General features: G+C 70.3%; 10 protein-coding genes. 4 read left to right on the top strand and 6 right to left on the bottom strand.

Annotated elements, in window-relative coordinates:
• Positions 1–3 precede the first annotated feature (3 nt).
• From QSK18_RS29145 to QSK18_RS29165, 5 genes are all read right to left on the bottom strand, one after another.
• Positions 4–2,712, bottom strand: coding sequence for a family 78 glycoside hydrolase catalytic domain (locus QSK18_RS29145; RefSeq protein WP_232812195.1), 2,709 nt, complete (start codon positions 2,710–2,712; stop codon positions 4–6).
• Between the two features lie 44 nt (positions 2,713–2,756).
• Positions 2,757–3,671: a carbohydrate ABC transporter permease gene (locus QSK18_RS29150; protein WP_285625698.1), complete on the bottom strand. Its 915-nt coding sequence runs from the start codon at positions 3,669–3,671 to the stop codon at positions 2,757–2,759.
• A gap of 1 nt (position 3,672) precedes the next feature.
• Positions 3,673–4,557, bottom strand: coding sequence for a carbohydrate ABC transporter permease (locus QSK18_RS29155; protein ID WP_285625701.1), 885 nt, complete (start codon positions 4,555–4,557; stop codon positions 3,673–3,675).
• Between the two features lie 109 nt (positions 4,558–4,666).
• Entirely contained in the window at positions 4,667–6,001 is a 1,335-nt protein-coding gene (locus QSK18_RS29160; RefSeq protein ID WP_285625704.1) for an ABC transporter substrate-binding protein, read from the bottom strand.
• 105 nt (positions 6,002–6,106) lie between these two features.
• Positions 6,107–7,150 (bottom strand): LacI family DNA-binding transcriptional regulator, encoded by a 1,044-nt coding sequence (locus QSK18_RS29165; protein ID WP_232812191.1) that lies wholly within the window; start codon positions 7,148–7,150, stop codon positions 6,107–6,109.
• A 68-nt stretch (positions 7,151–7,218) separates the two neighbouring features.
• Between QSK18_RS29165 and QSK18_RS29170 the strand changes: the two genes are divergently transcribed.
• The 3 genes from QSK18_RS29170 to QSK18_RS29180 are packed head-to-tail and all read left to right on the top strand — an operon-like array spanning position 7,219 to position 10,244.
• Positions 7,219–8,013: an IclR family transcriptional regulator gene (locus tag QSK18_RS29170; protein ID WP_285625708.1), complete on the top strand. Its 795-nt coding sequence runs from the start codon at positions 7,219–7,221 to the stop codon at positions 8,011–8,013.
• A 7-nt stretch (positions 8,014–8,020) separates the two neighbouring features.
• Positions 8,021–8,998 (top strand): PDR/VanB family oxidoreductase, encoded by a 978-nt coding sequence (locus tag QSK18_RS29175; protein ID WP_285625711.1) that lies wholly within the window; start codon positions 8,021–8,023, stop codon positions 8,996–8,998.
• Between the two features lie 40 nt (positions 8,999–9,038).
• Positions 9,039–10,244: a cytochrome P450 gene (locus tag QSK18_RS29180; protein ID WP_285625714.1), complete on the top strand. Its 1,206-nt coding sequence runs from the start codon at positions 9,039–9,041 to the stop codon at positions 10,242–10,244.
• Positions 10,245–10,246: 2 nt separating this feature from the next.
• On the opposite strand, the gene QSK18_RS29185 is transcribed toward QSK18_RS29180, so the two are convergent.
• Positions 10,247–11,164 carry a LysR family transcriptional regulator gene (locus tag QSK18_RS29185; protein WP_285625717.1) on the bottom strand — a complete coding sequence of 306 codons (918 nt, stop codon included), beginning with the start codon at positions 11,162–11,164 and terminating at the stop codon, positions 10,247–10,249.
• A gap of 125 nt (positions 11,165–11,289) precedes the next feature.
• On the opposite strand from QSK18_RS29185, the gene QSK18_RS29190 reads away from it, so the two are divergent.
• Complete coding sequence (locus QSK18_RS29190; RefSeq protein ID WP_285625720.1) at positions 11,290–12,291, top strand: cyclase family protein; 1,002 nt, start codon at positions 11,290–11,292, stop codon at positions 12,289–12,291.
• Positions 12,292–12,326: the final 35 nt, after the last annotated feature.

Consider the following 12,326-nt stretch of genomic DNA (forward strand, 5'->3'; position numbering starts at 1 on the left):
GCCCTAGAAACGCGGACGGGGTGGCAGCGGCCCGACGGGGTCGAGTTCCGCCGCCGGGTGCGGCGCGCTGAACGTGTGGCGGCCCGATCCCACACTCACGGATTCCTGTCCCGGCAACTGCACGTTGGCCGAGCAGTTCGGCGGGACCACCACGGTGACGTCGAGCAAGTGGCCCGAACGCTGCCAGGCAACTTCGGCCGTACCGTAAGGCGTCTCGTGCCGGGCGGAAGCATGTGTCAGCCCGCCGCCGGGACGGGGGCGTACGTCCAGGATCCGGTAGCCGGGGGCGGCGGGGGCCAGACCGGCCAGGACGCGGTGCATCCAGTCGGCGACCGCCCCGAGCGCGTAGTGGTTGAACGACGTCATCTCGCCGGGGTTGACCGTGCCGTCGGGGAGCATGCTGTCCCAGCGTTCCCAGATGGTCGTGGCGCCCATGGTGATCGGGTACAGCCAGGAGGGGCAGCCCTGTTCCAGCAGCAGCCGGTAGGCCGTCTCCAGGTCGCCGACGTCGCTGAGGGCGTCGAGAACCTCCGGGGTACCGGCGAATCCGGTACCGATACGGTGCTCCGCCTCACGGGCCAGATGCCGCAACTGACGCCCGGCCCGCTCCCGCTGATGCACGGTCTCCAATAGGTTGAACCGCAGGGCCAGGGTGTGCGCGGTCTGGGAGTCCGAGGCGCACCGGCCGGAGGGGGTCAGGAACTCGCGCCGGAATCCGGCGGCGACCCGGTCGGCCTCGCCGGCGTACCGCTTCGCCTCTTCCGCTTCGCCGAGCAGTTCGGCCTGCCTCGACAGCAGTCGGGCCGAGTGGGCGAGGTAGGCGGTGGCCACCAGGTACGGGTCGGTGCGCGCCTCGTGGGGGCGGTCCGGGGGAGCGGCCGGGTCCAGCCAGTCACCGAGCTGCGGGCCGGCTGAGATCACGTCGTTCTCGTCGAGCAGCCGCAGGCACCCCTCTACCCAGTCCCGCGCCGCCCGGTAGCCGGCCCGCACCGGAGCCAGGTCGCCGCTGCGCTCATGCAGCACCATCGGCACGACGGTGGTCACATCGCCCCAGACGGCATTGTGGAACTGTGGGAAGGACGTGGGGATGTGCGGCACGTACAACGGCACCAGGCCGTCCGAGCCGGTCTCGGCCGAAACGTCCTGCAGCCACTCGGCGATGCTGGGGGTGGAGTCGAACAGGAAGCTCGCGGTGGGGGCGAAGACCTGCAGATCCCCAGTCCAGCCCAGCCTTTCGTCGCGCTGCGGGCAGTCGGTGGGCACCGACACGAAATTGCCCCGCATGCTCCACACCACGTTCTCGTGCAGCCGGTCGAGCATCTCGTGCGACGAGGAGAACCACCCCGTGCGCTCCATGTCGTCGTGGCACACCACCGCGGCCACATCACCCGCGGTGAGTTCCCCGGGCCAGCCGCTGATCTCGGCGTAGCGGAAACCGTGCAGCGTGAAACGCGGCTCCCACGACTGGCGTCCGCCCTCACGCAGCACATACCGGTCGTGCGAGACGGCCGTGCGCAGAGTGCGTGGGTAGAACTGCCCGTTCTGCAGCACCTCCGCGTGGCGCAGGTCGACCACCGTGCCGGCCGGCCCGTCCACGTCGATCCGTAACCGTCCGGCCAGATTCTGCCCGAAGTCGAGCAGATACGTCCCGTCCGGCCGACGTTCGACCGAGACCGGTGCGATGTGCTCGATCCTGCGCACAGCAGGCCGGATCGGGGCCGTGAGTTCACCGGTCCCCGTCTGCTCGAAAGTCAGCGCTTCGGTGGGTTTCCATGCTTCGGAGTCAAGGGCGCCAACAACGGACGGGGTGGTCCAGTCGCGTTGTTCGGTGCGGGCGTCGTGGTGCTCACCGTCGTACAGGGAGGTGCGGGTGATCGGGCTGCTGGCCCACTGCCACGACTCGTCGGTGACGACCACCTCGCGGCGGCCGTCCGCATAGGAGAGTTCCAGTTGCAGCAGCAGGGCACTGCGGTCGCCGTAGCGGTCCGGCAGCCGGTTCCAGGCCAGTTCGCCCCGGTACCAGCCGCTGGCCAGGTGGGCACCCACGACGTTGTCCCCGGCCCGGAGCAGATCGGTGACGTCGTGGGTCTGGTAGAGCAGCCGGTGTTGGTAGCTGGTCCATCCCGGGGCCAGGACGTCCTCGCCCACCCGGGCGCCGTTCAGCTCCAGTTCGTACACACCGCAGGCGGTCACGTACACCCGGGCCGACACCAGGTCGTCCCGGACGGTGAATGGGCGACGGAGCAGAACCGGAGGACGGTCGTCGCCCCGCAGTTCGTCGGTCACCGGGGGAGCCACGAAGGTTGCGCTCCAGTCGGCGGGTTCCAGCAGGCCGGTCTCCAGCACCGTGGCCGGGCTCCAGTCGCTGGGCTCGTCGTCCGTGTTCGACCAGACCCGCACCCGCACCTGTACCCGCTCGCGCGAGGTCAGGGCCGGGCCCGGCCAGGCGACCAGGACGCTCTGGTCCGACTCGACCCGTCCACTGTTCCAGAGCGGTTGCCCGGCCGGGTCCAGGGCCTCGATCTCGTAGGCGGCCTGCCACCAGCCGGTCTGCTCGGTGCGCACCTGCCAGGACAGCCGGGGCCGGGCCTGGCCGATACCCACCGGGGTGCGGTGGTGCTCGATGCGCGGGGGCTGCACGAGGACGGGTGGGGCGTTGCGGCCCAGGGTGAGACCGGTCTCGGCCGGGGCGCTCACGTCGGACGCTGACATGGTTCTCCTCGCTGGTGATGCCTCAGGTGGTACGCGCCAGCTGCTCAGCCCTTGACCGCGCCCGCGGCCAGGCCCTTCATGACCCGCTGGTTCAGGAACAGGTAGAGCACCAGGGTGCCCAGGACGTTGATCGAGATGGCGGCGAAGAGCGGCCCCCACTGCACGGTTCCGTACTGTCCCTGGAAGCTGAGCAGGCCCGCCTGGATCGTGCGCAGGCCGTCGCTGTTGGTGAAGGTCAGCGAGATCAGCAGGTCGTTCCAGAGGAAGAAGAACTGCACCAGGGCCACCGTGAACACGGCGTTGCGGACCATCGGGAAGCCGATCGAGAAGAACGAGCGGATGATCCCGGCGCCGTCCAGGGTGGAGGCCTCGAAGACCTCCCGGGGCACGGCCCGGAAGTAGGTGGCCATCATGAACACGGTCAGGGGCAGGCCGGTGGCGGTGTAGGTGATGATCAGCGGCCACAGGGTGCCGGTCAGCCCGGCCTGGAAGTAGATGGTGAACAGCGGCAGCAGGATCATCTGGCTGGGCACCATGATCCCGGCCAGGAAGGTGAGCAGGAGGGTGTTGCGGCCCCTGAAGACCATCACTTCGAGGGCGAAACCGGCGGCGACACCGAGCAGGATGATCAGGAACAGCGAGGGGACGACCGACAGCAGGCTGTTGCGCACGTAGGTGCCCATGTGCCCGGTGGTCCAGGCCTCCGCGTAGTTGTTCCACTCCAGCCCCTCGGGCAGGGCCCAAGCGGGGTTGTTCTGGAACTCGTCCTGGGTCTTGAACGACCCCAGGAACAGCCACAGCAGGGGGTAGATCTCGAAGACCAGCAGGATGAGGACACCCAGTCGCAGCGGCAGCCGGCGCAGGAAGGTGTTCAGTCGCAGGGGTTCTCGGCGGACCGGGCGGCGGGGGCCGGCGGACGCGTGGCGGACGGCGGGCGAAGGCGGCGTGTGGATGGACATGTCAGGCCTCCGTCTGGTCGCGCCGGGAGGAGCGGAAGATGAACAGCGTCACGATCAGGCACATCACGGTCAGCAGCGAGGCGATGGCGGCGCCGTAGCCGTAGTCGCCGTAGGTGAAGGCCGTCTGGAACATGTAGATGGTCAGCGGCGTGGTCTCGCTGCCGGGCCCGCCGTTCGTCAGGGCCAGGATGGAGTCGAAGACCTTCAGCGTGCCGTTGATGCTGAAGATGATCGAGGAGATCAGCACCGGCAGCGAGAGCGGCAGCACGATGTGGCGCACCAGCCGCCCGGTACCTGCGCCGTCCAGCCGGGCCGACTCGACGATGTCGTCCGGGATGTCGACCAGCCCGGCGTACAGCAGCACCGCGTAGAAGCCCATCGAACGCCAGATGTCCATCGCGATGATCACCCAGAAGGCGGTGCTGCCACTGCCGAACCAGTCGACCGACTCGATGCCCAGGCCGTTCAAGCCGGCGTTCACCAGGCCGTTCTGCGGGGCGATCTCGAACATCTTCTGGAACAGCTGGGCCACCGCCACGGTGGGCAGCACCACCGGGAAGAAGACCAGGGTGCGCACCAGGCCGGAGTAGCGGCGCAGGCCGAAGACGTAGACCAGGGCCAGCAGATACCCGAAGAACACCTGTCCGACGGTCACGGTGACCGCGTACTTGAGGGTGAACCACAGGGCGCTGCGGATGTCCCGGTCCTCGAGCAGGTGCTGGAAGTTGCCCAGGCCGTTGGGCCGGTAGCCCTCCAGCACGTTGCCGGTGAAGAAGGTGTAGCCCAGCGACCAGAAGATCGGCACCAGCATCACGGCGGTGTAGACCAGCAGGGCCGGGCCGAGCAGGATGGCGATCGCCTTGCGGTCGCCCAGTACGCGGTTCATCGATGGCCTTCGAGCGTCGGTGGTTGAAGGTGGCCCGAAAGTGCTTCCGGGGCGTGGGATGCCGGCGGCGGGCGCTGGAGGGTGCGCCCACCGCCGGGCGGGATCCGGCTCAGGAGTCCAGGTCCTCCTGGACCTTGGCCATGAAGTCGGCCGGGCTCAGGTCGCCGGTCACCAGCGGAGCAGCGTTGGTCTGCGACGTGGTGGTGGCCTTGCTGTCGAAGAGCGCCTCGAACCACAGGACGGTGGTGTCGGTGTCGGCGATCCGCTGCTTGATCTCCTTGGTCAGCGGCTTGACGCCGGGTAGGTCGCCGGAGGTCTTGAAACCGGAGATCGTCTGCTGGTTCTTCAGCAGTTCGGTGCCGTAGTTCTCGGCGATGCAGGTCAGCCAGGAGCCGACCTTGCCGTCGGGACCGTCGTACTGCTTGGCGCTGATCGCCATCGGCAGGCCGACGTTGGCGGTGAGCTGCGCGCTGGAGCCCTGGCCGCCGCTCACCTCCGGGAACGGCATGAAACCGACGTTGTCCTCGCCGATCTGGTTGCGCTCGGGGTTGTTGAAGTCGGCCAGGGCCCAGGAGCCCATGTAGAACATGCCGGCCTTGCCGGTGAGGAACTGGTTGAAGGCGGTGTCGTAGTCGATCGAGCCGACGCCCTTGCCGAAGTAGTCCTTGGCGCCCAGGTCGGCGATCGCCTGGGCGGCGCGGACGTAGGCGGGGTCGGTGAGCTTGGCCGCGCCGTCGCTGACCTTCTGCAGGGCGTCGGGACCGAGATCGCGCTGCAGGTAGTTGCTGATCAGGCGGGTGAGCGGCCAGCCCTGCTCGCCGGAGGCGGCGAACGGGGTGATGCCGGCGGCCTTCAGCTTCTCGGCCGCGGCCAGGAGTTCGTCCCAGGTGGCCGGCACCTGGATGCCGTTGGCCTGGAACAGTTCCTTGTTGTACCAGATGCCCTCGATGTTGTACTCGTACGGGAGCACGCTGAACTTGCCGCCGTAGAGGGACTTGATCGTGGAGAGGGCGGCCGGCTCGATCTCGTCGTTGACGCCCAGGTCGGCCAGCGCCCGGTCGAGGTCCAGCACGTTCTTCGACCGCTCGAGCGAGACGGTCAGGGACGGGGCGTTGCCGGCCGCGTACTGCACGGGCAGGGCGTCCTGACCGGCCAGCAGTTGCAGTTTCTGGTCGAGCTGGGTCTGCGGGACGGTCTCCACCTTCAGCGGCAGTGCGGCCTGCGCGTCGGCGCACGCGCCGGTGGCCAGCTTCTCGAGTTCCCCCTTGATGGTGGTGTTCTCGACGTTGGTCAGGTAGCTGAACTCCTTCGGGGCCTCGGCGTCGCCGCCGCTGCCCGTGCTGCTGCCGCTGGAGCAGGCCGTCATGACGAGCGCCATCGCACCGGCGCCGACCAGGGTCGGCCACGCCGACCGATCGTGCCGACGAACCCTGGATGTGAACACGAGTCCTCCTTGAGCCGTGCCTTGAAACGTTTAAAAAGCGGGACGAGCAAGGAGGATGCCAAGGAGCTCAGCGCTTTGTCGAGACCAAAACCGTTGTTGTTACCATCAACTCGGCTGATGCGGGGTATCAACGGAACTGTTGCGCACCACCAGGGACGGCTTCAGGGTGAGGGTGCGGTGCCGATGCTGGGGCCGGCCGGTCAGCTCGGCGAGCAGCAGACCGGCGGCCGCGGCGCCCATGGCCGGGCCGGGCTGGCGTACCGTGCTCAGCGGGATCGGGCCGTCGCTGGCGAAGTGGTTGTCGTCGTAGCCGGTCACGGCCACCTCCCCGGGCACCGTCAGGCCGTGCACCGCGGTGAGGTCCTGCACGCAGGCCATGGCCAGGGTGTCGGCCGCGGTGACCACCCCGTCGAAACGGCGGCGGGCCGGCATCCGGGCGATCTGGGCGGCGATCCGCCGGCCCTCGGAAGCGTTCAAGCTCTGGGTGGGCAGGTGCACCAGTGCCAGCCCGGCCTCGTCGGCGGCCCGCTGCGCGCCGCGCATCCGGGCCTCGACCGCTCCCAGAGTGAGCGGTCCGCCCACGAACGCCAGGCGCGTGCGTCCCTGCTCGATCAGGTGCCGGGCGGCCAGGTGACCGCCGAGCTCGTCGTCGGCCACCACCCCGCAGTAGCCCCGCGCCGCGTAGTTGACCAGCACCACCGGCCGGCCCGCGGTCCGGGCCGAGGAGACGTGCTCGAGCGAGGCGTCCAGCGGGGCGAGCAGGATCCCCGAGACCCGGGCCTCGTTGAACAGGTTCAGGTAGTGGTCCTGACGCTGCAGGTCCACGTCGGCGTTGGCGATCATCAGCGACAGGCCGTGCTCCTGGGTGGTTCCCTCGGCGCCCCGGGCGATGTCCACGAAGAACGAGTTGCCCAGGTCGACCAGCACCAGGCCGACGGTGTTGACCACGCCCAGCTTCAGCGACCGGGCGGTGGAGTTGCGCACGAACCCCAGCTCCCCGATCGCCTCCTGCACCCGGAGGCGGGTGGACTCGGTGACCAGCTGGGGCCGGTTCAGGGTGTTGGACACGGTGGCCACGCTCACCCCGGCCCGGCGGGCCACGTCGTTCATCGTCGGCGGCCGGTCGTCCGTGCTGCGTGCCCGCGTCATTCGTCGGAGCGTAGGCCACCCGGTCTGGTGTCATTGAACGGCAGCGACTCGAACGAAGGAGCAGGACCATGGCTCGGTCGGCGTCCGGGGACTCGATCGTCGACCGGGTGGTGCGCCTGCTCGAGGCCTTCGGCCCGGAGCGTCCGGTGCTCACCGTCTCCGAGCTGGCCGCTCGGGCCGGCCTGCCCCTGTCCACCGCCTCCCGCTTGGTCGAGCAGCTCACCGAGCACGGCCTGCTCTCGCGCGACCCGGACCGCCGGGTGCGCGTGGGCCTGCGGATGTGGGAGCTGGCGGCCCGCGCCTCACCGGCCCTGGACCTGCGCGAGGCGGCCATGCCGTTTCTCGAGGACCTGCACGCCGTGGTGCGCCAGCACGCCCAGCTCGGGGTCCTCGACGGGCCGGACGTGCTCTTCGTGGAGCGGCTGTCCGCCCCCGGCGCGGTGATCAACGTGACCAAGATCGCCGGCCGGCTGCCTCTGCACGCCTCGTCGGCCGGGCTCGTCCTGCTCGCCCACGCCGGCCCCGACGTCCAAGAAGAGATTCTCCACCGGCCGCTGCGCGCCTTCACGGCCCGGACCATCACCGAGCCGCAGCGCCTGCGCCGCGTGCTGGCGCAGATCCGGCAGGAAGACTTCGTGCACTGCCGCGGGCACATCCACCCCGACGCAGCCGCACTCGCGGTGCCGGTCCGGTCTGCGAGTGGACAGGTGGTGGCAGCCCTGTCGGTGGTGGTGCCGGACGATGAGCGGGCGCTGAGCCGCGTCCCGGTGCTGCGGGCCATGGCCAGGGGCATCCGGCAGGCCCTGAGCGCCGGCCCATTGAATGGGAGCGGCGTTGTGGACCCGGGCCCGCCGTCCGCATGATCCCGGCATGCTCACCGTCGCGCATGAACTCATCGGCGTCTCCGCGTCCACCACGGCCCTACGGGTGGTCGGCAAACGCACTGTCGCGCAGGACGTCTGCGAACTGGCTCTGGCTGCCCCGGACGGTGGCCGCCTGCCGGAGTGGACGCCCGGAGCCCACCTGGACCTGCAGTTGCCCGGCGGCTTCACCCGCCAGTACTCGCTGTGCGGAGACCGCTGGGACCCGGCCACCTACCGGGTCGCCGTCCTGAACGAACCGGGCGGGCGAGGCGGTTCGGCCGTCGTGCACCAGCGCCTGCAGGTCGGCGATCTGGTGGGCGTGGGCGGGCCCCGTAACAACTTCCCGCTGGTCCCGGCCAGGCACTACCTGTTCGTGGCCGGTGGCATCGGCATCACGCCGATCCTGGCGATGATCCGGCACGCCGAACTGCTTGGCACCCCGTGGACGCTGCTCTACGGCGGCCGCACCCGCACCAGCATGGCCTTCCTGGATGAACTGCAGGTCTACGGCGAGCGGGTGCTGATCAGGCCGCAGGACGAGTACGGCCTGCTGAACCTCACCGACGCGCTGGCCGCCCAGCCTTCCGGTGGCAAGGTGTACTGCTGCGGGCCGGCGCCCCTGCTGCAGGCCGTCGAGCAGGCCGCCGCACACTTGCCGCGGGGCTGCCTGCGCACCGAAAGGTTCACCCCCAAGGCCTACGACGCACCGGTGCGCCACACCCCCTTCCAGATCGAACTGGCCCGCAGCGCGGTCACCGTCACCGTCGATCCGGCCACCAGTGTGCTGGAGGCCATGTCCCGGGCCGGGGTGCCGGTGCTCTCCTCGTGCCGGCAGGGCACCTGCGGGACCTGCGAGACCCCGGTGTTGGAGGGCGTGCCCGATCACCGCGACTCCCTGCTCGGCGAGGCCGAGCGCGCCGCCAACCGCAGCATGTTCGTCTGCGTCTCCCGCTCCTGCGGGGATCGCCTGGTCCTGGACGCCTGACCGGTAGACCTTTTCAACTTCAAGACGATCGGAGCCACCGATGACGCTCGCTCCCGCAGACCGTTCCTGCCCGACTCTGGACACGGACCCGTTCTCCTCGGAGGTGCTGGAGAACCCGCTGCCGTTCCAGCAGGCCCTGCGTGAGGCCGGGCCGGTGACCTGGCTGAGCCGCTACGGCGTCTACGCCCTGGGCCGCCACGCCGAGGTCCACGCCGTGTTGACCGACTGGCAGCACTTCCAGTCCGGCGCGGGCGTGGGGCTCTCCAACTTCCGTGTCGAAAAGCCCTGGCGCCCGCCCAGTCTGTTGCTCGAGGCCGATCCGCCGCACCACGACGCGCCCCGTCACGTCCTGGAACCCATCCTGAGCCCGCGCGCCCTGCGGCAGTTGCGCCCGGCCTGGGCCGAGAACGCCGAGCACCTGCTGGAGGAGGTGCTCGCATCCGGTGCGGAGGTCGATCTGGTCGCATCGATCGCCCAGGCCTACCCGCTGCGGGTGTTCCCTGACGCGGTCGGCCTCGGCCGGGAAGGACGCGAGAACCTTCTGCCGTACGGCGATCATGCCTTCAACGCCTTCGGCCCCGCCAACGAACTGGTGGCCAAGGGGCTGCCCGGCATCGGGGCAGTGGCGGGCTGGGTGAACGACCAGTGTGCCCGGGACCGTCTGTCTCCCGGCGGATTCGGCGCCCAGATCTGGGCCGCCGCCGACCGCGGGGACATCACCCACGAGCAGGCCCCTCTGATCGTGCGCTCGCTGCTGACCGCCGGGGTGGACACCACGGTGCACGGGCTGGCGGCCGTCCTGTACGCCTTCGCCACCCACCCGCAGCAGTGGCAGCGGCTTCGGGCCGAGCCGGGCCTGGCCCGCATCGCCTTTGACGAGGCGGTGCGCCTGGAATCGCCGGTGCAGACGTTCTTCCGCACCACCACCGCCGACGTGCGCATCGGCGAGACGGTGGTCCCGGCCGGGCAGAAGGTGCTCATGTTCCTGGGCTCGGCCAACCGCGACCCGCGCCGCTGGGCCGCCCCGGACGTCTTCGACCTGGCCCGCGACCCTTCTGGTCACGTCGGTTTCGGTATGGGCATCCACCAGTGCGTGGGCCAGCACGTGGCCCGCCTCGAGGTGGAGGCGGTGCTGACGGCTCTGGCCCACCGGGTACGGCGGATCGAGTTGACCGCTGCGCCGGTGCGCCATCACAACAACACCCTGCGCGCGTTCGCCTCGGTCCCTGCCCGCCTGGTGGCCTGACTTCAGTCAGGCGTGACGGCCAGATCCACGGCCCGGCGCACCACGTCGCGCAGGTACTGGTGTTCCGGGTCCTCGTCGTGGACCGGGTGCCACCACATCGCCTCGATCAACGGCGACACCTCGAAAGGACACGGCACGGCCCGCACTCCGGCGTTCAGCGGCAGCAGATCGACCAGGCGGCGCTGCAGCAGCGCCACCCGGTCGGTGCCGGCCACCAGCGCCGGGACGGTCAGGAACGACTCGGTGATCACCTGCACCCGCGGCTCGATCCCCAGCATCCGCATCTGCCGGGCCGCCGGGGTGGAGGCGGTGGGCCCGTGGTACGACATCACCCAGGGCAGTTCCCGCAGGTCGTCGGCGCTCAGCCCGTTCTGCGCGGCGGCCGCGCCGGAGGCGATCAGGCAGACCCACTCGTCCCGGTACAGGTCGGTGTGCGGCATCCCGGTGAGGAAGCCGTGCGGCATGATCAGCAGATCGGTCATCAGCAGCGACCGGTCGGCGTGGTCGACCGCGCTGGGCACGTTGCCGGCCAGCCGCAGCCGGGCCTCGGGCGCCTCCGCGGCCAGGATCCCGGCGATCGTGTCGCCCAGCACGGTGACCGCGTAATCGCTGATCAGCAGCGAGAACTCGCGGCTGGAGGTGGCCGGGTCGAAACCGCTGCGGGCCTCGAAGACCTGCTCGGCACCGGCCAGGGCGACCCGCACCAGCGGCTCCAGCTGCAGGGCCAGCGGGGTCAGCCGGTACTCGTTGCCGACCCGGGTGAGCAGGTCGTCGTCGAAGTGCCGGCGCAGGCGCCCCAGCGAGGCGGACAGGGCGGGCTGGCTCAGGCCCATCTCGGCGGCCGCCCGGGTCACGCTGCGCCGGCGCAGCAGCGCGTCCAGGGCGACGAGCAGGTTCAGGTCCAGTCGGGCCAACGTCATGGCCCTGATCTATCACGGGTGACCCGGGCCATAAGAGCGATGGATAGCGCGCATCACCATTCTCGTCTTCCCGGCCGGTGGGGGCCCGCAGCAGAGTGACGGTGTCGTCTCAAGGAGGATCCGACATGCCCGAACCGCTCGACCGCCCCGACCGCCTCGACCGGCTTGACCCTGAGGGCGCCGTGCAGGCGGCCGCCAAGCGCTGTTCCAACTGGGGCCGCTGGGGTCAGGACGACCGGATCGGCACCCTCAACTTCCTCGACGAGGCCAAACGGCGCGAGGGAGCCGGGCTGGTCCGCCGGGGAGCGAGCTTCTCGCTGGCCCTGCCGTTCGACACGAAGGGCCCCCAGAACGGCTGGCGGCGACGCACCAACCCGGTGCACACCATGCTGGACACCGGCACCGACGCCGAGCGCGGCCTGCAGGGCTTCCCGCACGGCCTCGGCGGCGCCGACGACGTGGTGTTCATGCCCCTGCAGTGCTCCACCCAGTGGGACGGGCTGGGCCACATCTTCGACCACGGCAAGGCCTGGAACGGCCGGCCCGCCGGGGACGTGGTCACCAGCGAGGGCGACCTGGTCACCGGGATCGAGACGGTGGCCGCGCTGATCGCCGGCCGGGGCGTGCTGCTGGACGTCGGGCGGACCCTGGGCGAGCACGGCGAACTGCCCGACGGGTTCGCCGTCACCACCGAGCACCTCACCCGGACCGCGAGCGAGCAGGGAGTCGCCGTCGGCCGCGGTGACCTGGTCCTGGTGCGCACCGGGCGGCTCACCCGGGCCCGCCGGGACCTGGCCGCCGGCCGCGGCTGGAACGGCTACGCCCAGGGCCCGGCCCCGGGCCTGTCGTTCACCACCGCCGACTGGCTGCACGACTCCGAGATCGCCGGGATCGCCACCGACACCTGGGGCTTCGAGGTGCGCCCGAACGAGTTCGAGGTCGCCTTCCAGCCCCTGCACCAGGTCGCCATCCCCAACATCGGCCTGTTCATCGGCGAGATGTGGGACCTGGACGCGCTCGCCGCCGACTGTGCGGGCGACGGGGTCTGGGAGTTCTTCCTGACCGCGGCCCCGATCCCGGTCACCGGGGCGGTCGGGGCGCCGGTCAACCCCGTCGCGATCAAGTAGACAGCCACCTGCCCGGAGGCAGGGATTCAAGGACG

It is taken from the genome of Kineosporia sp. NBRC 101677, assembly GCF_030269265.1.
Classification (GTDB): domain Bacteria; phylum Actinomycetota; class Actinomycetes; order Actinomycetales; family Kineosporiaceae; genus Kineosporia; species Kineosporia rhizophila.